Source organism: Streptomyces sp. NPDC044044, assembly GCF_056434405.1.
The window spans coordinates 347,346-368,167 of the sequence record NZ_JBWKFG010000008.1; the positions used below are offsets into that span (position 1 = coordinate 347,346).

The following is a 20,822-nucleotide window of genomic DNA, read 5'->3' on the forward strand; positions in this document are numbered from 1 at the left end:
CGCGCGGCCCGGAATCCCGGAAGGGGGCCGCGGGTTCAGCAGGTCCGGCGGACGTATCCGCTGCTGCCCGCGGGCGACACGGCGACGTCGCGGCGCACGATGCTCAGCCGCTCGCCCCAGGCCGAGCAGGCCTTGCGCAGACCACTGTCCGTGTACTCGATGACCAGGACGTCGTCACCGAACGCGGAGGTGTAGTCCCCGCACTCGTCGTACTCGCCGCACTCCTCGGCGACGGCGAAGTCGAGCCCGGTCCGTTCGCGCTCGCCGGCCAGCTGGGGGGTGTTCTTCTGTGCGGCGGCCAGGCCCTGTTCGTGGGCGTGCGCGGAGAGCAGCGCGACGTACGACATGGCCTGATCGGCCGTCAGCAGGTCCGGGAAGCGCGTGAAGGTGTCGTAGTTGTCCGGCTCGACGGCCTGGAAGCCCTTGTCGGCACAGCCGTCGATCCAGCCGCCGACCTTGGCGGCGATCCGCTCGCGCTTGCCCGCGGTGCGGATGTCCAGGACGGCCTCGCCCCACTCGCCGTCGTACACGACGTCGCCGTCGGCGTCCCGCAGCAGCAGATCGGGATCCCAGTCCCCCTCGGCCCCGGGCTGGGCCTGGAAGGCGTTGAGGTAGCAGATGTTGTACAGGCCCGGCGCGGGCGAGGCCGCTCGGTCCCGGCTGACGGTCTCCACCCCGGCGGGCGGTGTGTACGAGCCGCCGATCTGGTAGTCGAACCCGGCATGCGGCGGGGGCAGTTCGGCGGCGGCCGCACCCGCGGACGCGGTCGAGGGGGCGAGCAGGCAGGCGGCGGCGGTCGCCGTGAGCGCCGCGGACGCGGCGATACCCCTGCGCAGAACACGATTGAGGCTCATCCAGGAGCTCCAGATGTCCGAGGGCACGTCCCCGCCTCGGACACGGAAAGGGTCCTGGCGACTCAGTCCGGGCTCATGGCCGAGGCCAACTACCGGCTGGGCGTACCTCTGCGCCGAGTGCTCGGCATCGGCGTGCCAGGGAGTTAATCGAGCAGTTTCAGTCATGTCAAGAGGAGAGGGCTGAGAAGCACATGGCGCATCTGAGCAGAAATGCGCACCAATCTTGCGGGACTCTGCTCGGAACGGCAGTCCCGGCTTATGCTCGACCGGTGCTGAGAAGCGACCGCCAGGCGCGGGTACTTGAGCATGTCGCTGCCCAAGGCAGCGCGGACGTGGCGCAGTTGTCCAGGATCCTCGGGGTCTCGCAGGCCACCGTGCGGCGAGACCTGCGGCAGTTGAGCGACCAGCGGCTGCTGGAGCGGACGCACGGGGGCGCGGTCCTGGGCGGCCTGAGCATCGAGGTGCCGCTCCGGCACCGGGTCGGCCGGCGCTCCCCGCAGAAACAGGCCATCGCGCGGGCCGCCGCCGACCTGGTCCCCGCCGGTGCGGTGGTGGGTCTCACCGGCGGCAGCACCACCACGGAAGTGGCCCGTCTGCTCGCCGACCGCGGCCCCGTCACGATCGTCACGAACGCCGTCAACATCGCGGCCGCCCTCGTCCTGCGCCCGGCCGTCACCCTGATCGTGGTCGGCGGCACCGCCCGCAGCGAGAGCTACGAACTGGTCGGCCCCATCGCGGAGAAGACCCTCGCCGACCACCACACGGACATCGCGTTCCTCGGTGTGGACGGCATCAGTGCCGTCCACGGGTGCACCACGCACGACCAGTTGGAGGCGGCCACCGACCGTGCCTTCGCCGGACACAGCAGCCGCACCGTCGTGGTCGCCGACCACAGCAAGATCGGCAGGGCGACGTTCGCCAAGATCTGCCCTGCGGCCGGCGTGCACACCCTGGTCACCGACGCCGACGCGCCCGGGGACGAACTCGACGCCATCGCCGCCGTCGGCGTACAGGTCACCGTCGTATGAGCACCGTCAGTGCCCTCGTCACCGTCAGTGCCTTCAGCGCCCTCAGTGCGCGATGGAGTCGATCAGCTCGCGGGCGCCCTGGCGCAGCAGCGTCACCGCCACGGACGTGCCGAGCGTCGCCGGATCGAGCGGCCCGGCCCATTCGTGGGCGTTGAGGACCGTCTTGCCGTCCGGGGTGAAGACGCGGGCGCGCAGCGAGAGGTCGCCGCCCCGCTCGCAGCGCGCGTACCCGGCGATGGGGGAGTTGCAGTGCCCCTGCAGGACGTGCAGGAACATGCGCTCCGCGGTGGCCTCCCGCCAGGCCTCGGGGTCGCCGAGGCCCGACACGGCGTCGATGGTCTCCGTGTCGTCCTCGCGGCACTGCAGCGCCAGGATCCCCGCGCCGATCGGCGGACACATCGTCTCCACCGACAGGACCTCGGTGACCACGTCCATACGGTCGATGCGCTCGAGGCCCGACACCGCGAGCAGCAGCGCGTCCGCGTCGCCCGCGGCCAGCTTCTCCATCCGGCGCCCGGCGTTCCCGCGCATCGGCACGCACTCCAACTCCGGGTGTGATGCGGCGAGTTGGGCGATGCGCCGCACCGACGACGTGCCGATGCGGGTTCCCGCGGGCAGCTCGTCCAGGGTGCGGCCGCCGGGGTGGATGAGCGCGTCGCGGATGTCGTCCCGCTTGAGGAACGCGGCGAAGGTGGTGCCCGCCGGAAGCGGCCGGTCCGCCGGTACGTCCTTGACGCAGTGCACCGCGAGGTCCGCCTCACCGGCGAGCAGCGCCGCGTCGACCTCCTTGGTGAACGCGCCCTTGCCACCGAGCTTCGCGAGGTCCCCCATCCACCGGTCGCCGGAGGTCGTGACCGGTACGACCTCGGTGCGGATCCCGGGGTGCAGCGCGGTGAGTTCGGCGCGAACGCGCTCCACCTGGGCCAGCGCCATGGGAGAGGAACGGGAGACGATGCGGATCAGCTCAGGAGCGGACATGCGCACCACGATAGGCGCTCGCGGCAGCAGTCTGCTAAAGGGCTCCTCGGTTCAGCCTGGGGCCCACGTGGCCGCCGGTCCTGGCGTGCGCGACGCCCCGGGCCCTCATAGCGTGAGAAGCAGCCGGTCACCGCCCCGCCCCCGTGCGGGCCCCGGCGTCCGACACCCGGGAGGTCCCATGTCAGCCGCCGCCGCTCACCAGCGGTCCCCGATCGTCCTCGAACGGATGGACCCCACCCATCTGGCCGACGTCCTGGCCCTGGGGCGCGAGCTGTACGACACCTCGGTGAAGCCGTACACGTCCTGGTCCCTCTCGGCGATCGCCGGGCACATGGACGCCGATGCCTCCTCCTGCTGGGTGGCGCTCGACGGTGACGCTCTCGCCGGGTTCGTCCTCGGCTCGATGGGATTCGACCAGCGCGCGGACTGGGGGAACCTGGAGTGGATCGCCAGCGCCCCCGCCTATCAGGGACAGGGCGTCGCCAGCCACCTGGTGCAGGCCTGCTGCGCGACGCTGACCGCCGCCGGTGCCACGGCCGTCGTGACCGATGTCGAGTCGCGCAACACGGCGTCCGCCGCGCTGATGCGGCGCAACGGCTTCAAGGAGAGCGTGTCGGTCACGCTGTTCGTGCGCGACGCTCCCGACGTGGCGCTCTGACAGCCGGGTTCCCGGATACGGGCACAGCTCTTATCCCGCACAGTCCTTTCCCGGCTCCAACGGCGGTGCGTTGACGCCCAGATGGGACTTGCAGCGCGGCGTGTTCCCCGCGTCCTCGTGCCAGGAGGCGGGCCGCGGGCGGATGAAGACCGCCGCCGCTGCCGCCGCGAGGACGAACAGGCCCGCGCAGCCCACGGCCGCCTTGCCGAAGGCGGTGTTCAGCGCGTCGGGATCCGCGTACGCCGTTCCGGAGAGGCCCACCGCCAGCGGAAGCGCCGCGACGACGAGCATCTGGGCCACCCGCGCCGCGGTGTTGTTGACGCCGCTCGCCAGGCCCGCGCGCCCCGCGTCGACCGAGGCGAGGACCGTGGCCGTCAGCGGAGCCACGAACAGGCTCATCCCCAGGCCGAGGACCACGACCGCGGGCAGGACCTCCGTGACGTACGCGGCGCCCGGCTCGATCCGCAGCATCAGGAGCGCACCGGCGCCCGCGATCAACGGACCGGCGACCAGCGGCAGGGTGGGGCCGACGCGCCGCGACAGATCGCCCGCCGCGGCCGAGAGCAGCAGCATCAGGACAGTGATCGGGAGGGTCGCGGTGCCCGCCTGCAGTGCGTCGTAGCCGAGCGTCGTCTGCAACTGCACCGGCAGCATGAACAAGAGCCCGCCGATGGCCGCGTACAGGCACAGCGTCATGACGTTGGCCGCGCTGAACAGACGGGAGCGGAAGAGGGAGAGCGGCAGCATCGGGTTGCGGCGGCGGTGTTCGACCATGACGAAGGCGACGCCCGCCGCGAGTCCGCCGAGGCCGGGCAGGAGGGCCGCCGCCTTCGAGGAGTCTCCCGAGGGGCCGATCAGCGCGAAGCTGATGCCCGCGAGGAACAGCGCCGCAAGGCACGCCCCTGTCACGTCGAACGGCTTCTCCGTGGCACCCTCGGCCCGGCTCTCCGGCACATGGCGGACCGCGAAGAGCACGAGCGCGGCCAGTGGCACATTGATCAGGAAGATCCACCGCCAGCCGGGACCGTCGATCAGCCAGCCGCCAAGGAACGGCCCGATCGCCCCCGCGACCCCGCCGAGCCCCGACCACGCGCCCACCGCACGCGCCTGGTCCTGCGGCCGGAACGACGTACGCACCAGGGCGAGCGAACCCGGTGTGAGCAGCGCGCCGCCGATCCCCTGCAGGGCCCGCGCCGCGATGAGCGTCCCCGCGTCCTGCGCGAGCCCGCACAGGGCGGAGGCGACGGCGAACCACACGACGCCGATGACCAGGGTGCGCCGCCGGCCGATGCGGTCGCCGAGCGCTCCGCCGAGCAGCAGCAGTGCCGAGAGCGTGAGCATGTAGGCGTTGACGACCCACTGCAGGGACGCGAGCGAGGTGTCCAGGTCGCGGCCGAGCGTGGGCAGGGCGACGTTCACCACCGTGCCGTCCAGCATCGCCATGCCGGACGCGAGGACGGCGCAGGCGAGCACCCAGCGGCCCCGCGCCGACTTCAGCGCGACGCCGCCGTCGGCGCTGTCCGTCGCGGGAGCCTTCTCCGTCGAAGCCATTGCCCCACCGTCGCTCTACATGTGCACCGCGCCGCCGTCCGCGTCCGAATGGACCGGAGCTCCTCTGCGGTAGAGCACGACCGTAACGAGGAGCCCGATCGCGAAGAAGACCGCCGACCACGTGTACGCGGTCGAGTAACTCTCCATCGCGGACTTGGCCTGGACCTCCGGCGTCGGCTGCTTGCCCACGAGGTAGTTGGCCGCGGCGCTGGTCGCGAGGGAGTTGAGCAGGGCCGTGCCGATTGAACCGCCCACCTGCTGGCTTGTGTTGACCATCGCCGACGCCACACCCGCGTCGTGCGCGGCGACGCCCGCCGTCGCCATGCTCATCGCAGGGGCGAAGATCAGGCCGAGGCCGAGGCCCGCGACGAGCAGCGGTGGCAGCACGTGGGCCGCGTACCCGCTGTGCACGTCGAGGGCGGTGAGCCAGGCCATCGCGGCCGCCGAGAGACCCATGCCCAGCGGCACGATGGGCTTCGCGCCGAACCGTGGCACGAGCGAGTTCGTCGTGACGACCGAGATCACCACCATCACGGCGACCATCGGCAGGAACGCGAGCCCCGTCTTGACGGGCGTGTAGCCGAGGATCTGCTGGAGGTAGTACGTCAGGAACAGGAAGACACCGAACATGCCGGCGCCCGAGATGAACATGGCGAGGAACGACGCCCCGCGGTCCCGGTCGAGCACCACCCGCAGCGGAAGCAGCGGATGTTCGGCCCGCGTCTGCCACCAGGCGAAAGCCGCCACCAGGACGGCGCCGACCACCAGGAACCCCCAGGTGTCGACGTCGCTCCAGGCGTGCGTCTCGGCGTTCGAGAAGCCGTAGACGATGCAGAACAGGCCCGCGGAGACGAGCAGCGTGCCCGGGACGTCCAGCTTCGGCCGGTCCGCGGGCCTGCCCCCGTGCAGCAGCCGGGCGCCGCCCAGCATGGCCAGCACGGCGAAGATGAGGTTCACGTACAGGCACCAGCGCCAGTCCAGGTACTCGGTCAGGACACCGCCGAGGAGCAGGCCGACCGCGCCGCCAGCGCCCGCGATGGCGCCGTAGATGCCGAACGCCTTCGCCCGCTCCTTGGGGTCCGTGAACGTCGTGGTGAGCAGGGAGAGCGCGGCGGGCGCGAGAAGAGCGCCGAAGACGCCCTGCAGGGCGCGGGCCACCACCAGCATGGTGAAGCTGGTCGCCGCGCCGCCGAGGGCCGAGGCGAGGGCGAAGCCGCCGAGACCGGCGAGGAAGACCACCTTGCGGCCCACGAGGTCGGCGATCCGGCCGCCGAGGAGCAGCAGGCTGCCGAAGGCGAGCGCGTACGCGGTGACGATCCACTGGCGGTTGCCGTCGCTGAACCCGAGGTCCTGCTGGGCCGACGGCAGCGCGATGTTCACGATCGTCGCGTCCAGGACCACCATCAGCTGGGCGATCCCCACGACCCCGAGGATCAGCCAGCGGTGCTCGTGGCTCCCGCCGCTCGGATGTGGGGGAGCGGAGGCGGAGGAGCCTGCGGTCTGCACCGCTTCGAAGGGCTCGGGCGCGGGCGAGCGGTCCATCGGTGCCTCCAGACGTCCCCCGCCACACAAGACATCCCCGTCACACCGTAGACGCGCTGGTCAGAGCCCGCGACCGGGGCACGGCAGGGCCGGGCCCCGGACAGCCAACCGCTCCGTCCGCGGGCGGTCGGTCAGCTTTGCGGACAGCAGGTGGGCGGTCAGCTCTGCGGCTCGCTGATGTTGACCATCCAGGGGACGCCGAAGCGGTCCGTGCACATGCCGAACACGTCGCCCCACATCTGCTTCTCCAGCGGCACGGCCACCGAAGCGCCTGCGGAGAGCTTCTCCCAGTAGCCGCGCAGCTCGGCGTCGTCGTCTCCGCTGAGGCTCACCGAGAAGTTGTTGCCGGGGTTGTGCTGCATGCCCGGCGGGGTGTCGGCGCCCATCAGGGTGAAGCCGTTCGGTGCCTCCAGCATGCCGTGCATGATCTGGTCGGCCTCTGGAGTGCCCTGGTGGCCCGCTTCGCCGAAGGTGTTCAGGGCCAGGTCGCCGCCGAAGACCTCCTTGTAGAACTCCAGGGCTTGGCGGGCATCGCCGCCGAAGCTGAGATACGGGTTGAGACGCGAGGCCATGAAAACCTCCCAGATCGGGGTGAACGGTCAGTTGCGCGGAGATTAGCGCGGCCCACTGACAACGGCCCCTCGGGCGGCATGCGGCAGGTCGTCCCTTGAGGCACGGAAAGGCATGTCGTCCCTTGATGGACGGATAGGCCGCCGAATGTCGCGCCCGGTTATTCAATCTTCATCAAATCTGGTCCGGCATCCGGACAGGCCTCTTGTGTGCGGACTGTATGCGAAATACGTTCTGCCGTATTCCTTGATCGTCCACGATCAGCCCGGAACCACCCTGGCGGAGGTACCTACCCGTGCGCCGAAAAGCGGTTGCCCTCGCGGCAGTTGCCCTGGTGATGTCCCTGACGGCGGGCTGCGGCTCCCTGCAGTCCTCGGCCACCGAGGTCGGCGGTGAGCGCATGACCGACGACCGTCCCGTGCGCGACGGCGGCACCCTCACCGTCGCCCTCAACGCCGACCCGGACAAGCTCGATCCGACCCTCGCGCAGACCCTCGTGGGCCGCACCGTCTTCGCCGGGATGTGCGAGAAGCTCTACGACATCGACGAGCACGGGACCGTGATCCCGCAGCTCGCCACGGCCCTGCCCAAGACGTCGAAGGACGGCCGCACCGTCACCTTCGGCCTGCGCAAAGGCCTGAGGTTCAGCGACGGGACGAAGCTGGACGCGGACGCCGCCGTCACCTCGCTGCTGCGCCACCGCGACCTCGCCGGCTCGGCGCGCGCCACCGAACTCGCCCCGCTCGCCGGGGCGAAGGCGACCGGACCGTACACGGTGAAGCTCACGCTCAAGCAGGCCTACGTGCCGCTGACCGCCGTCCTGGCGGACCGCTCCGGCATGGTGATGTCGCCGACCGCGCTCAAGAAGTACGGCAAGAACTTCACCAACCACCCCTCCTGCGTGGGCCCGTTCAAGTACGTGGAGCGCGTCGGCGGTGACCGCATCGTGCTCGCCAAGGACCCCAACTACTACGCGGCCGACCAGGTCCACCTCGACAAGGTGATCTACAAGCCGATACCCGACGGCAACGTCCGCCTGGCCAACCTGCGCTCCGGCGACATCCAGGTCGGCGACCAGATGACACCCGTCGACGTACGCAGCGCACTGACGGAACCCGGTCTCCAGCTCTTCAACTCGCCCTCGCTCGGCTACCAGGGCATCGGCCTCAACGTGGGGAACGTGAAGGGTCTCGGGCAGAAGCCCGGACGCATCGACACGCCTCTCGCGCGCGAGCCGAAGGTCCGTGAGGCGTTCGAGCTCGCCATCGACCGCGACCTCATCAACAAGGTCGTCTTCCAGGGCATGTTCGAGCCCGCCTGCGGCCCCGTCTCACCCGAGTCCGCCATCGCGCCGGGCGTCAAGGCGTCCGCCTGCCCCGGGCGGGACGTCGCCAAGGCCAAGCGGCTCCTGAAGGAGGCCGGGGTGAAGACGCCGGTCCGTATCGAACTGAAGGTGTCCACGACGCCCGAGTCCAGCCGCCTCGGACAGGTCGTCCAGGCCATGACCAAGGAAGCGGGGTTCGCCGTCACCTTGCGCCCCACCGAGTACGCCACCATGCTCGAAGAGACCGACTCCGGGCACTACGACGCCTTCACCAGCGGCTGGTCCGGGCGGCTCGACCCGGACGGCAACATCGCCAGCTTCCTGCAGACACGCGGCGCGATGAACGCCTACGGCCTCTCGGACCCGGCCATCGACCGCCTCGTCGAGCGCGGCCGCACCGAGGCCGACCCGGACGAACGCGCCAAGATATACGGGGAGTTGACCCGCCGCGCCCAGCAGAAGCGCGGGCTCGTCTACCTCTACCGGCAGAAGAACTACATCGTCACCGGCAAGGACGTCGCGGGCGTCCGCGTCTACGGCGACGGCCTGGTGCGCCTCACGACAGCGGGGTACGCGCGATGAGCCTCAGCCCGCTGCGCCTGGGCCCCGCCCGCTCGATCACTCCGCGGCTGAGCCCCATGACGTCCTACATCCTCACCCGGCTCCGGCAGTCATGCATCACGCTCGTGCTCGTGAGCATGGTCGTCTTCGCCGGGATCCGCGCCCTGCCCGGCGACCCCGCGCTCGCCCTCGCCGGCGAGGAGCGCAGCCCCGAGGCGCTCGCCGCGGTCCGTGAGAGCTACGGCCTGGACGACAACATCGCCATCCAGTACGGGCGGTTCATCGGTCACGCGATCACCGGTGACCTCGGGACGTCCTCACGCACCGGCCTTCCCGTCGCCGACGCGATCACCGCGGCCCTGCCCATCACCCTCGAACTGGCCGCCCTCTCCTTGCTGTTGGCGGTCACCGTCGGCATCGGCGCGGGCATCGTCGCCGCCGTGCGGCGCGGCAGGCCGGAGGAGTGGCTGGCCAACGCCCTCGCCCTGCTCGGCCTCTCCATCCCCACCTTCTGGCTGGGCATCGTCCTGGTCCTCGGGTTCGCCATCGCCCTGCCGGTCTTCTCGGCCTCCGGATACGTGCCGTTCGGGACCGACCCGCTCGACAACCTGCGCCGCATGGTGCTGCCCGCGATCGTCCTCGGCTCGGGCCTCGCCGCCGTGGTGATGCGCCAGACACGGGCGGCGATGCTCGACTCGCTCTCCGCCGACTACGTACGCACCGCGCGGGCCAAGGGCCTGTCACGGCGCGAGGTCATCGGCGGGCACGCGTTGCGCAACTCCCTGGTGACGGTCGTGACCGTGCTCGGCCTCCAGCTCGGCCACCTCATCTCGGGCGCCGTCGTCACCGAGCAGATCTTCGTCCTGCCCGGCTTCGGCAAGCTCACCATCGACGCCGTCTTCACCCGCGACTACGCGACCCTGCAAGGCGTGGTGCTGTGCACATCGGCCGCGTACATCCTCATCAACCTGCTGGTCGACGTGGCGTATTCGGTCATCGACCCGCGCATCCGGCTCGGAGGTGCCCGGTGACCACAGCGGTCCTCACCACGCTGGGACGGATACGTTCCGCGAGCGCGCGCAGCGGCAAGCTGCGCACCCTGCGCAAGAACCGGCTCGCCATGACCGGTGGCGTCATCGCCGCCGTGTTCGTCCTCGTGGCGCTCTTCGCGCCCCTGGTCGCGCCCTACGATCCGGCGCGCCCCGACTTCGCCAACGCCCTTGCCGCGCCCGGCTGGTCGCACTGGCTCGGCACCGACGACCTCGGCCGCGACCAGCTCTCCCGCGTCGTGTACGGGGCGCGGGCGTCCATGCAGGTGGGCGTGTTGGCGGTGGCGCTCGCGTTCGTCGTCGGCGTGCCCCTCGGCCTGCTCGCGGGCTACTACGGCAAGTTCACCGACAGCGTCGTCTCACGGCTCACCGACACGATGCTCGCCTTCCCCTTCCTGGTGCTCGCCGTCGGGCTCGCCGCGGTGCTCGGCCCCTCGCTCACCAACGCGACCATCGCCATCGGGATCTCGCAGATCCCGGCCGTCATCCGCATCACCCGCGCGGAGACGCTGCGGCTGCGACACGTCGACTACGTGGCCGCCGCCGTCGCCAACGGAGGCGGCGACGCCACGGTGCTCTTCCGGCACATCCTGCCCAACGCGACCTCGGCGCTGACCGTCCAGGCGACCGTCGGCATCCCCGCCGCGATCATCGGCGAGGCGCTGCTCAGCTTCCTGGGCCTGGGCGTGCAGCCACCGGACGCGTCGCTCGGCGTGATGCTCTCCGGCGCCCAGTCCTTCCTCGCGCCCGCGCCGTGGATGGCGGTCTTCCCCGGACTCGCCGTCGTCGCGGCCACGTTGGCGTTCAATCTGCTCGGCGACGGCCTGCGGGACGTCCTCGACCCCCGAGGAGCCACCCGATGAGCAAGCCCGTACTGAGCGTGCGCGACCTGTCGGTCTCCTTCCGCTCGGACACCCGCACCGTGCACGCCGTCGACCATCTCTCGTACGACGTCGCACCGGGCGAAGTGCTCGCGGTGGTCGGCGAGTCGGGGTGCGGCAAGTCCGTCACGGCGATGGCCGTGATGGGGCTCCTGCCGCCCACCGCGCGCATCGAAGGGTCGATCAGACTCGGCGGGACCGAGATCGCCGGAGCGAGCGAGAAGGAGCTCGGGAGGGTCCGCGGCAAGGACATCGCGATGATCTTCCAGGAGCCGATGTCCTCGCTCAACCCGGTCCTGACCATCGGCCGGCAGATAGGCGAGGTGCTGAGGCGCCACCAGGGCCTGTCGAAGAAGGAGGCACGCGCGCGTGCCGTCGAACTCCTCGACCTGGTGGGCATCCCGGCCCCCGCCCAGCGCGTCGACGAATACCCCCACCAGCTCAGCGGCGGCATGCGGCAACGCGTCATGATCGCCATCGCCGTCGCCTGCGACCCGTCCGTCCTGATCGCCGACGAGCCGACCACCGCGCTCGACGTCACCGTCCAGGCGGGCATCCTCGAAGTCCTGCAGTCCCTGCGCGAACGGCTCGGCACCGCGATCGTCCTGATCACCCACGACCTGGGCGTGGTGGCCGACGCCGCCGACCGGGTCCTGGTCATGTACGCGGGCCGACCCGTCGAACAGGCCCCCGTGCACGAGCTGTTCGCCGAACCGCGCCACCCCTACACCCGCGGCCTGCTGGGCGCCGTCCTGCGCCCCGGCGGCGAGGGCAAGCGCCGCCTGCCCGAGATCCCCGGCCTGGTGCCGAGCCTCGACGCACAGCCGGACGCCTGCACCTTCGCCCCGCGCTGCGCGCACGCCGACGACCAGTGCGCGACGCGCAGACCCGGCTTCAAGGCGGTCTCCCTGGACGCAGGAGCCGATGCCGCGCACCGGGCGGCGTGCTGGCACCCGCAGGAGACCCCCGTGCTCACGCCCACCACCCAGGAGGCCGGACAGTGACCCCCACCCAGACGCGCGAGAGCGACGCGGCGCCGGTGCTCGAACTGCGGGACCTGGAGCGGCACTTCGCGGGCCCCGGCGGCACCGTACGCGCCGCCGACGGCGTCACGCTCGCCGTCGGCAAGGGCGAAGTCGTCGGACTCGTCGGCGAGTCGGGCAGCGGCAAGTCGACGGTGGGACGGTGCGCCGTGCGGCTCGACGAACCCACCGGTGGCGCCATCCACATCAACGGCCAAGACGTGACCCGCCTCTCGCGGCGCGCCCTGCGCCCCCTGCGCAAGGACTTCCACCTCGTCTTCCAGGACCCCTCCTCCTCGCTCGACCCGCGCATGACCGTCGGGCAGATCATCGCCGAACCCCTGAGGCTGCACGGAATCGCCAAGGGGGACGCCGCACGCGCGCGCGTGGCGGAACTCCTCGCCCAGGTCGGCCTGCGCCCCGAACACGCCGACCGGCATCCGCACGAACTCTCCGGCGGGCAGCGCCAGCGCATCTCCATCGCCCGCGCGCTCTCCGTCGACCCGGACCTCCTGGTGGCCGACGAACCGACGTCCGCCCTCGACGTCTCCGTCCAGGCGTCGGTCCTCAACCTCCTGGCCGATCTGCAGCGCGACCGGGGCTTCGGGTGCCTGTTCATCACCCACGACCTGGCCGCCGTGGAGTTCCTCGCCGACCGCATCGCCGTCATGTATCTCGGACAGATCGTCGAACAGGCCCCGACCGCGGAGCTGTTCGCCGACCCGAAGCACCCGTACACGCAGGCGCTGCTGTCGGCCGCGCCCGTACCCGACCCGGCGCTGCAGCGCACCCGCGAGCGCATCGTCCTCAGCGGTGAACTGCCGAGCCCGCTCGCCCCGCCGCCGGGGTGCCGCTTCCACACGCGCTGCCCGCTGGCCGTCGACCGCTGCCGTGTCGAGGTCCCCGAGCTGCGCACGCTTCCCACAGACGCCGGACGCGAGGTCTCCTGCCATCTCGTCGCCGACGACGGAACGGCTCCGGACGCTGCCGCGGCCCAGACCCTCCGTACGATCCCCAGTACCCGCACCGCACGCTAGGAGCAGCTCACTTGTTCACCACCCGGCCGACACTCCAAGGCACCTTCGGCATGGTGTCCTCCACCCACTGGCTCGCCTCGCAGTCCGCGATGGCCGTCCTGGAGGACGGGGGCAACGCCTACGACGCGGCCGTCGCCGCGGGTTTCGTCCTGCACGTCGTCGAGCCGCACCTCAACGGTCCGGCGGGCGAGGTGCCGATCATCGTGGCGCCCGCCGACGGGGAGGTGCGGGTCCTGTGCGGGCAGGGCGTCGCGCCCGCGGGAGCGACCGTGGACCACTACCGCTCGCTCGGCCTCGACCTCGTGCCGGGCACCGGACCGCTCGCCGCCGCCGTGCCGGGCGCCTTCGACGCGTGGATGGTGCTGCTTCGCGACCACGGCACCAAGTCGCTCGCGGATGTCCTCAAGTACGCCATCGGGTACGCCGATGACGGGCACGCGCCCGTGGAGCGCGTCGGCGAGACCGTCGAGACGGTGCGCGAACTCTTCGAGAGCGAATGGCCCTCGTCGGCCGAGGTCTACCTGCCCGGCGGAGAGTCCCCCCGCCCCGGCGAACTCCTGCGCAACCCGGCGCTCGCCGCGACCTGGCGCCGCGTGATCGAGGAGGCGGGCAACGGCTCGCGCACCGAGCAGATCGAGGCCGCGCGGAAGATCTGGAGCGAAGGGTTCATCGCCGACGCACTGATACGCCAGGCGGCGATCCCCACCATGGACACCAGCGGAACCCGGCACACCGGAACCCTGACGGCCGCCGACCTCGCCGGATGGGAAGCGACCTACGAGGCCCCCGCGACGTACGACTGGAACGGCTGGACCCTGTGCAAGGCGGGCGGCTGGAGCCAGGGACCGACGTTCCTGCAGCAGCTCGCCGTGCTGCCCTCCGCACGAGCGGACCTGCCCGCGTACGGCTCGGCCGACTACGTCCACCTGCTCATCGAGGGCTGCAAGCTCGCCATGGCGGACCGCGAGGCCTGGTACGGCGACGCGGACGGCGCCGGCACGGTCCCGCTCGCCGATCTCCTGTCCCCCGCCTACAACGAGGAGCGGCGGACGCTCATCGGCGAGAAGGCCTCGCACGAACTGCGCCCCGGAAGCCCCGGCGGGCGCACCGCGAAGATCTCCGACCACGCGCGCGCCGTCGCCGCGGGCGAGCCCGGATTCGACGCGCTCGGCCTGCCCGGAGCGGGCGCCGGCGAGCCGACCGTCGCCAAGAGCGGCACCTCACCCGTGCCCGGCGAACCGGCCGTATCGGCGGACGGCGCGACCCGCGGCGACACCTGCCACCTGGACATCGTCGACCGCTGGGGCAACATGGTCGCGGCCACCCCGAGCGGCGGCTGGCTCCAGTCCAACCCGGTCGTGCCCGAACTGGGCTTCCCGCTCGGCACCCGCCTCCAGATGGCGTGGCTCGAAGAGGGCCTCCCCAACTCCCTGACGCCGGGCCGCCGTCCGCGCACCACGCTCACCCCGTCCCTCGCGCTCAAGGACGGCGTACCGGTGATGGCCTTCGGCACACCCGGCGGCGACCAGCAGGACCAGTGGCAGGTCCACTTCTTCCTGGCGGTCGCACTGCGCGGTTCCGTACGCGGAGGCCTCGACCTCCAAGGCGCCATCGACGCCCCGAACTGGCACAACGACAGCTTCCCCGGCTCCTTCTACCCGCGCGGCATGCGCCCGGGGAGCGTCACGGTGGAGTCCCGCATGGACGAGTCGGTCATCGAGGAACTGAGGCGGCGCGGCCACGACGTGACGGTCGGTGAGCCCTGGTCGGAGGGGCGGCTGTGCGCGGTGGCACGTGACCCGCGCACCGGCGTGCTCTCGGCGGCGGCCAACCCGCGGGGCATGCAGGGGTACGCCGTGGGGCGGTAGATCACCCGGAGAGCGCCCCGCAGGGCTCCCCGAAGGGCGCGGGGAGCCCTGCGGCACGGCCGGGTACGCGACGCCGCGTACCCGGCCGAAGGCGGGCGTCAGGACCGGCCGCTCGTCTCCTGGCCGTCCAGCGACTCCTCCGCCGACCGCTCCGGCTGCCTCGGCGAGGGCAGCGCCACGGCGGCCTCGGTCCCCCGGCGACGAGCCACGGCGCCGCCCACCAGCGCGGCCACCGGCTGCGCGAAGCGTGCGGTCAGCGGGCCGACGATCACGAGGATCAGGACGTACGCCGTGGCCAGCGGGCCGAGCGACGGTTCGATGCCCGCGGTGACGGCGAGTCCCGCGATGACGATGGAGAACTCGCCGCGCGCCACCAGCGCGCCGCCCGCCCGCCACCGCCCCTTGACGGAGATCTTGGCGCGGCGGGCCGCCCAGTATCCCGTGGCGATCTTCGTGCACGCCGTCACGACGGCCAGCACCAGCGCGGGCAGCAGCACCGGCGGAATGCTCGCCGGATCGGTGTGCAGGCCGAAGAAGACGAAGAACACGGCGGCGAACAGGTCCCGCAGCGGCGCGAGGAGACTGTGCGCCCCCTCGGCGACCTCGCCGGACAGGGCGATGCCGACCAGGAACGCCCCCACGGCCGCCGAGACCTGGAGCTGCTGCGCGATCCCGGCGACCAGGATCGTCAGACCGAGGACGACCAGGAGCAGCTTCTCGGGGTCGTCGCTCGACACGAAACGCGAGATGACGCGGCCGTAGCGCACGGCGAGGAACAGCACCAGACCGGCGGCCCCGAGCGCGATGCCCAGGGTGAGACTGCCCGCGGCCCAGCCGACACCGGCCAACAGGGCGGTGATGATGGGCAGATAGACCGCCATCGCCAGGTCTTCGAGGACCAGGATGCTCAGGATGACGGGCGTCTCGCGGTTGCCGAGGCGGCCGAGGTCGTTGAGGACCTTGGCGATGACCCCGGACGACGAGATCCAGGTGACGCCCGCGAGGACGACGGCGGCGACGGGACCCCAGCCCATCAGCAGCGCGGCGATCGCGCCCGGCACGGCGTTGAGCCCCATGTCGACCAGACCGGCCGGGTACTGGGTCTTGAGGTTGCTGACCAGGTCGCTCGCGGTGTACTCGAGCCCCAGCATCAGGAGCAGCAGGATGACGCCGATCTCGGCGCCGATCGCGACGAACTCCTCACTGGCGCCGAGCGGAAGCAGCCCGCCCTCGCCGAACGCGAGCCCGGCGAGCAGATAGAGGGGGATGGGGGAGAAGCGGAACCGTCCGGCGAATCTGCCGAGCAGCCCGAGCGCGAGGATGATCGCGCCGAATTCGATCAGGAAGACAGCGGAGTGCATCGAATCACTCCCGCCCGAGTATCGCGGCGGCGCTCTCCACACCCTCGCGGGTGCCGATCACGATGAGGGTGTCCCCGCCCGCGAGGCGGAAGTCCGGCGCGGGCGACGGAATGGCCTCGGCCCTGCGCAGGACCGCGACGATGGAGGCGCCGGTCTCGGTGCGCATCTGGGTCTCGCCGAGCACTCGCCCGTTCCAGTGCGAGGTGCCGGTCACCTCGATGCGCTCGGCGACGAGACCGAGGTCGGTGGTGTGCAGAAGGTTCGGGCTGTGGTGCGAGGGCATCAGCGCGTCGATCAGCGCGTCCGCCTCACCGGAACTCAGTCGCAGCGAGAGGGCGCACTCGTCGGGGTCGTCGGCGCGGTAGGCGCTGAGGGTGCGCGCGCCGTCCCGGTGCGCGACGACCGAGATCTGGCGGTGTTCTCGGGTGGTCAGGTCGTACCGGATGCCGATGCCTGGGAGTGGCGTCTGGCTGAGACGTGATGCGGACACAGCTCTTCCCCTAGTTGCTGATTGGCTGATGGGCGTCAATACGGCGTTAAGGTCACCCTATCGGCCCGTTCTTTGCCTGAACTTGGTGGTAGAGAACCCGCGCCGCGACTAGGGCTTGCCGTCCGCCAACACCGTCTCCACGGAATCGGCCTCCGTGGGCGACTTGTCCTCGCGATAGCGGACGACCCGGGCGAAGCGGAGCGTGACGCCGGCCGGGTAGCGGGTGGACTTCTGCAGCCCGTCGTAGGCGATCTCGACGACGAGCTCGGGACGTACGGTCACCACGAATCCGTCGTCGCTGACCGCGAGCTCACGCAGCCGCTCGGTCTGCCAGGCGAGCATCACGTCGGTCATGCCCTTGAAGGTCTTCCCGAGCATGGCGTACGTACCGTCGGCGCGCCGTGCGCCCAGATGGAGGTTGGACAGCTTGCCGGTCCGCCGCCCGTGCCCCCACTCGGCGGCGAGGACCACGAGGTCCAGGGTGTGCACGGGCTTGACCTTGAGCCAGGTCGCACCGCGACGACCGGCGCTGTAGGGCGCGTCGAGGGCTTTGAGCACAATGCCCTCATGGCCGCGCCGCAACGTGTCGGCGAAGAACTCCTCGCCGGCGCGGAGTTGAGCCTCGTCGGCGGGGTCGTCGACGACGGCGCGCCGCACCCGCATCGGCTCGGGGACGAGCCGCGCCAGGTGGCTGTGCCGCTCGGCGAGCGGCAGGTCGAGCAGATCCTGCCCGTCGGCGTACAGGACATCGAAGAAGACGGGGGATACGGGAAGTCCGGCGGCGGCGGTGGCGACATCGACACGGGACCCGACGCGTCCGGCGATCTCCTGGAAGGGCCGGGGTCTGCCGTCGCCGTCGAGCGCGATGACCTCACCGTCGACAATGAAGGCGTCGCCCGCCAATTCCCTTGCGGCAGCGCTGACTTCGGGAAGGCGGTCGGTGATGTCGTCAAGGGTGCGGGTGTAGACGCGGACGTGGTCCCCGTCGCGGTGCACCTGGACCCGGATGCCGTCCAGCTTCTCCTCGACGGCGCACGGCACCCCCAGCTTGCCGACGCCTTCCGTCACGGATCCCGCGCCGTGCGCCAGCATCGGGAGCACGGGCCGGCCGACGCTGAGCCGGAACTCGTCCAGGGAGCTCGGCCCCCTGGCGAGGAGAGCCTCGGCGACAGGGGTCACCGCCCCGGCCAGCATCACCGCGCGACGCACGGCGGCCGGCGGGGCCTCGGTGGCTCGGGCGAGACCTTCCACGGCGATGGCGTCGAGCGCACCCTGCCGGACCTCACCGGTCAGCAGCCCGAAGAGGAATCGCTGCTCCTCACCGGTGGCGGCCCCCATCAACTCCCTGACCAACCGCTTGCGTCCGGCCTGCGACCCCTGACCTGAGAGGGCGCCGATGGCGGTCAGGGCGTTGTCCGTGGCCTGAACGGTGAGGGTGGGTTCGACGGCGGGCGCGGGCGGTTCCTTGAGCAGACTCCACCCGATCCCGAGCCTCCCTTGGGGGAGGCGGCCCGCGAGGTAGGGAATGACGATGGGGGCGTCGGCGGGGGTGGCCGCGCGGAAGAGATCGGCGAGGAGGGCGATCTTCTGGGAGCGGGCGGGGGTGGTGGCCACGGTGGCGGACACGTGGGCGAGGCGGGCTAGGAGCATGCGTTCTCCTTTCCCCGATCCCGCCCGGGTCTTTCAGCCTGTCCGGCGTTTGAGGACGAACCGCCGCGCCAGCGGGTTTTCGGGAAGGGGCGGGGTCGGGGGACTGAATCGGTCGCCCCGGCCCTCGGCCCCCGACCCCCGACCCCCGACTACGCCTGGTGACAGATAAAGATCGGCCCGACCCAGCGCTCACAGTCCGGCTCAGGCGGAGGCGTGGGCTCGACAGGCGTGGGCTCGACGGGAGTCGGGTCCACCGGCGTGGGCTCCGGGGTGGGCGTTTGCGGAGTAGGAGTGGGAGTGGGAGTGGGAGTAGGCGTAGAGACCGGTGGCGCAACAGGCTCCGTCGGCTCGGCGGACGGAGCGACCGGCTCCGCCGGCTCAGCAGGCGCCACGGGAGCCACCGGCTCCGCCGAACCCTCCTGCTCAGGCTGAACCGGCGGCTCGGGCGCAGGCGCCTCCGGCTTCGGGGGAACGGGAGCCTCCTCGGCGGCAGGCTTCTGCTCCGGAGCCGCCGGGGCCTCCGGAGCCTCCACCGCTTCTTCCGCCGGAGCCTCCACCGCTTCCTCCCCCGGAGCCTCCTCCGCCGGAGCCGCAGGACGAGGCTCCGGCGGTCGAGCGACAGGACCCGCCGGAGCGGAAGGCCGCTCCGGCGCCCCGCTCTCGACCGAGGCAGCCCGCTGCGGCGGCACCGCATGGCCCGAACCCGAACCCGCACCCCGAGCACAAGCCCCGCCGCCACAGCAGCCCCCGCCACGGACGCGCCCACGACCCCCACCGCGGCGGCGGGCAGCTTGCCGCCCCCGGTGAGGACGTGACGTACGCCGTGCAGCAAACCGCCATGCCCGCCCGGGGCGGAAGCGGCGCCCGCTGCCCCCGCGGACCCCGCGGCCAACGGCACGAGGAACTTGCCCGCGCCGCCCAGAACGAAGATCAGCAGCGCAGGTCCGACCAGCGCGGGCAGCCGGTCGTTCGCGCGGGCGAGCAGCGCGAGCCTGTCCCGGCAGTCGGCGCAGTCGTCGAGATGGGCGAGCAACTGCTCGGACTGCCGGGTGGAGGCCTCGCCGCGTATGTGGCCGGGTATGCGATCCCAGTGCTGCTCGCACGCGGGATCCTCGGGCGTCCCGGGATGCGCGCGCAGGAAGGCCTGCCGCATCCCCTCGCGGGCCCGGTGGAGCAGGACGGCCGTCGCACCCCGCCCGGCACCGATCCGGCGGCCGACCGTCTCCAGCGGCTGTCCCTCCGCCTCGGCCAGCCACAGCGCCTTCACCCACCGCTCGGGCAACTGGCCGAGCACGCGACCGAGCAGATCCACGGAGGACACACGGTCACCTGGGTCGGCACCGCCACCGTCGACCGCGCCGAAGGGCCAGATGGACTCCATGAACCGCACGGCCTCCGGGGCATGCGGATCACGCGGCGTCTCGCGCCCGGCGTCGCGTCCCACGGCCACCGCGAGATTCCGCACGGTCGTCATGAGGTACGCCGGTACGTTCTCGATCTCGTGGCCCGCGGAGAGCCGTCGCCAGACGCGGAAGTGCGCCTCGGCGACGAGGTCGTCGGCGACCCAGGCGTTGCCGGTCAGCGAGCGCGCGTAGGCGACAAGGCGGGGCTGTTCCTCCTCGTAGATGCGGGAGTACGTGGCCGTGGTGGGCGTGGTGACCGGCCCGTCGGCGGATACGTCGGTCATGGCAGAGCACTCTCCCGGTCCCACTGCGGGTGGTTCGGACGAATTCGAAAGCCTAGGTGGTAAATGTCCGACTTGTGAGTCGGGAGTGGCGCAGGTCACAGGGATTGGCTCGCGTGTCGCGTAATGAACACCCCTGTCACGGACTCGAACAGTCACGGAAGAAAGCAGTGCGAGCAGCGGCAGCTGCGCCAGAAGAGGAGTCCGATCATGGCCGTCACCCTTGAGCAGCCCGCCCGCGCCCGCCTGGTCACCTCTGAAGGGCACGAACGCGCACTGCCCGTGACCTTGCGCTACTCGGCGGCCGACCCCCTGGCCGTCCAGATCACCTTCCCGCCGGAGGCCTCCCTCGACGGCGCGGAAGTCACCTGGATCTTCGCCCGCCAGCTCCTGGAGGAGGGCCTTCGTGCCCCCGCGGGCGGCGGTGACGTGCACATCTGGCCGTGCGGGCGGGCGCGCACGGTTCTGGAGTTCCATGCGCCGCAGGGTCTGGCCCTGGTCCAGTTCGACAGAGCCGTGCTGCGGCGATTCCTGCTGCGTACGTACGCGGTCGTGGGTGCGGGGCGCGAGGTCGCGGGGCTCGGCCTGGATCAGGATCTCGCCCGGCTCCTCGGTGGGGTCTGAGTGCGCCGCACGCACCCAACGGTGATTAGGTTAGGCTGCCCTAACTGAATCGTGGTGAGCGGGTTCCGGCCGCTCAGGGGAGGGGAATCC

At 71.6% G+C, this 20,822-nt stretch carries 17 protein-coding genes and 1 pseudogene; 9 read left to right on the top strand and 9 right to left on the bottom strand.

Annotated elements, in window-relative coordinates; translation table 11 throughout:
- Positions 1–35 precede the first annotated feature (35 nt).
- Positions 36–854: an endo alpha-1,4 polygalactosaminidase gene (locus AC07AG_RS29600; protein ID WP_478759177.1), complete on the bottom strand. Its 819-nt coding sequence runs from the start codon at positions 852–854 to the stop codon at positions 36–38.
- A 269-nt stretch (positions 855–1,123) separates the two neighbouring features.
- Between AC07AG_RS29600 and AC07AG_RS29605 the strand changes: the two genes are divergently transcribed.
- Positions 1,124–1,882, top strand: coding sequence for a DeoR/GlpR family DNA-binding transcription regulator (locus tag AC07AG_RS29605; protein WP_478759178.1), 759 nt, complete (start codon positions 1,124–1,126; stop codon positions 1,880–1,882).
- 42 nt (positions 1,883–1,924) lie between these two features.
- Here AC07AG_RS29605 and hemC read toward each other — a convergent pair whose 3' ends face one another.
- Positions 1,925–2,860 (bottom strand): hydroxymethylbilane synthase, encoded by a 936-nt coding sequence (gene hemC / locus AC07AG_RS29610; RefSeq protein WP_478759179.1) that lies wholly within the window; start codon positions 2,858–2,860, stop codon positions 1,925–1,927.
- 178 nt (positions 2,861–3,038) lie between these two features.
- Between hemC and AC07AG_RS29615 the strand changes: the two genes are divergently transcribed.
- Positions 3,039–3,518: a GNAT family N-acetyltransferase gene (locus AC07AG_RS29615; protein WP_478759180.1), complete on the top strand. Its 480-nt coding sequence runs from the start codon at positions 3,039–3,041 to the stop codon at positions 3,516–3,518.
- A 30-nt stretch (positions 3,519–3,548) separates the two neighbouring features.
- Here AC07AG_RS29615 and AC07AG_RS29620 read toward each other — a convergent pair whose 3' ends face one another.
- The 3 genes from AC07AG_RS29620 to AC07AG_RS29630 all read right to left on the bottom strand — a co-directional run bounded on the left by AC07AG_RS29620 (position 3,549) and on the right by AC07AG_RS29630 (position 7,183).
- Positions 3,549–5,069, bottom strand: coding sequence for an MFS transporter (locus AC07AG_RS29620; protein WP_478759181.1), 1,521 nt, complete (start codon positions 5,067–5,069; stop codon positions 3,549–3,551).
- A gap of 15 nt (positions 5,070–5,084) precedes the next feature.
- Positions 5,085–6,611, bottom strand: a complete 1,527-nt coding sequence (locus AC07AG_RS29625; protein WP_478759182.1) for an MFS transporter — start codon at positions 6,609–6,611, stop codon at positions 5,085–5,087.
- Between the two features lie 158 nt (positions 6,612–6,769).
- Positions 6,770–7,183 carry a VOC family protein gene (locus tag AC07AG_RS29630; RefSeq protein WP_361041653.1) on the bottom strand — a complete coding sequence of 138 codons (414 nt, stop codon included), beginning with the start codon at positions 7,181–7,183 and terminating at the stop codon, positions 6,770–6,772.
- Between the two features lie 293 nt (positions 7,184–7,476).
- On the opposite strand from AC07AG_RS29630, the gene AC07AG_RS29635 reads away from it, so the two are divergent.
- Genes AC07AG_RS29635 through AC07AG_RS29660 form a run of 6 tightly spaced genes read left to right on the top strand, consistent with a single transcriptional unit; the run spans position 7,477 to position 14,923 of the window.
- Positions 7,477–9,087, top strand: a complete 1,611-nt coding sequence (locus AC07AG_RS29635) for an ABC transporter substrate-binding protein (RefSeq protein ID WP_478759183.1) — start codon at positions 7,477–7,479, stop codon at positions 9,085–9,087.
- A 56-nt stretch (positions 9,088–9,143) separates the two neighbouring features.
- Entirely contained in the window at positions 9,144–10,097 is a 954-nt protein-coding gene (locus tag AC07AG_RS29640) for an ABC transporter permease (protein ID WP_478759392.1), read from the top strand.
- Positions 10,094–10,978: an ABC transporter permease gene (locus AC07AG_RS29645; protein WP_478759184.1), complete on the top strand. Its 885-nt coding sequence runs from the start codon at positions 10,094–10,096 to the stop codon at positions 10,976–10,978. Before AC07AG_RS29640 ends, AC07AG_RS29645 begins: the two co-directional genes overlap by 4 nt.
- A complete protein-coding gene (locus AC07AG_RS29650) occupies positions 10,975–12,000 on the top strand; it encodes an ABC transporter ATP-binding protein (RefSeq protein WP_478759185.1) in 1,026 nt (341 codons plus the stop codon). The genes AC07AG_RS29645 and AC07AG_RS29650 overlap by 4 nt, the downstream gene beginning before the upstream one ends.
- A complete protein-coding gene (locus AC07AG_RS29655) occupies positions 11,997–13,055 on the top strand; it encodes an ABC transporter ATP-binding protein (RefSeq protein WP_478759186.1) in 1,059 nt (352 codons plus the stop codon). Before AC07AG_RS29650 ends, AC07AG_RS29655 begins: the two co-directional genes overlap by 4 nt.
- An 11-nt stretch (positions 13,056–13,066) precedes the next feature.
- Positions 13,067–14,923 carry a gamma-glutamyltransferase family protein gene (locus AC07AG_RS29660; RefSeq protein ID WP_478759187.1) on the top strand — a complete coding sequence of 619 codons (1,857 nt, stop codon included), beginning with the start codon at positions 13,067–13,069 and terminating at the stop codon, positions 14,921–14,923.
- A 98-nt stretch (positions 14,924–15,021) separates the two neighbouring features.
- Here the strand turns inward: AC07AG_RS29660 and AC07AG_RS29665 are convergent, their stop codons facing one another.
- The 4 genes and pseudogenes from AC07AG_RS29665 to AC07AG_RS29680 all read right to left on the bottom strand — a co-directional run.
- Positions 15,022–16,284, bottom strand: coding sequence for a cation:proton antiporter (locus AC07AG_RS29665; RefSeq protein WP_478759188.1), 1,263 nt, complete (start codon positions 16,282–16,284; stop codon positions 15,022–15,024).
- 4 nt (positions 16,285–16,288) lie between these two features.
- A complete protein-coding gene (locus AC07AG_RS29670; protein WP_249591803.1) occupies positions 16,289–16,774 on the bottom strand; it encodes a cation:proton antiporter regulatory subunit in 486 nt (161 codons plus the stop codon).
- A 108-nt stretch (positions 16,775–16,882) separates the two neighbouring features.
- The gene (locus AC07AG_RS29675) at positions 16,883–18,424 is read right to left on the bottom strand and encodes an ATP-dependent DNA ligase (protein ID WP_478759189.1); all 1,542 of its coding nucleotides are present in this window, start codon (positions 18,422–18,424) and stop codon (positions 16,883–16,885) included.
- Positions 18,425–19,469: 1,045 nt separating this feature from the next.
- Positions 19,470–20,111 (bottom strand): annotated as a pseudogene (locus AC07AG_RS29680) (RNA polymerase sigma factor); the annotation flags it as partial.
- 207 nt (positions 20,112–20,318) lie between these two features.
- On the opposite strand from AC07AG_RS29680, the gene ssgD reads away from it, so the two are divergent.
- Positions 20,319–20,732, top strand: a complete 414-nt coding sequence (ssgD, locus tag AC07AG_RS29685) for a spore wall synthesis regulator SsgD (RefSeq protein WP_478759190.1) — start codon at positions 20,319–20,321, stop codon at positions 20,730–20,732.
- The last annotated feature ends 90 nt before the right edge of the window (positions 20,733–20,822 follow it).

Coding starts and splice junctions, on each gene's coding strand:
- AC07AG_RS29600 (WP_478759177.1), bottom strand. CDS start 854: ATGAGCCTCAATCGTGTTCTGCGCAGGGGTATCGCCGCGTCCGCGGCG.
- hemC (WP_478759179.1), bottom strand. CDS start 2,860: ATGTCCGCTCCTGAGCTGATCCGCATCGTCTCCCGTTCCTCTCCCATG.
- AC07AG_RS29615 (WP_478759180.1), top strand. CDS start 3,039: ATGTCAGCCGCCGCCGCTCACCAGCGGTCCCCGATCGTCCTCGAACGG.
- AC07AG_RS29620 (WP_478759181.1), bottom strand. CDS start 5,069: ATGGCTTCGACGGAGAAGGCTCCCGCGACGGACAGCGCCGACGGCGGC.
- AC07AG_RS29625 (WP_478759182.1), bottom strand. CDS start 6,611: ATGGACCGCTCGCCCGCGCCCGAGCCCTTCGAAGCGGTGCAGACCGCA.
- AC07AG_RS29630 (WP_361041653.1), bottom strand. CDS start 7,183: ATGGCCTCGCGTCTCAACCCGTATCTCAGCTTCGGCGGCGATGCCCGC.
- AC07AG_RS29640 (WP_478759392.1), top strand. CDS start 9,144: ATGACGTCCTACATCCTCACCCGGCTCCGGCAGTCATGCATCACGCTC.
- AC07AG_RS29650 (WP_478759185.1), top strand. CDS start 10,975: ATGAGCAAGCCCGTACTGAGCGTGCGCGACCTGTCGGTCTCCTTCCGC.
- AC07AG_RS29665 (WP_478759188.1), bottom strand. CDS start 16,284: ATGCACTCCGCTGTCTTCCTGATCGAATTCGGCGCGATCATCCTCGCG.
- AC07AG_RS29675 (WP_478759189.1), bottom strand. CDS start 18,424: ATGCTCCTAGCCCGCCTCGCCCACGTGTCCGCCACCGTGGCCACCACC.
- ssgD (WP_478759190.1), top strand. CDS start 20,319: ATGGCCGTCACCCTTGAGCAGCCCGCCCGCGCCCGCCTGGTCACCTCT.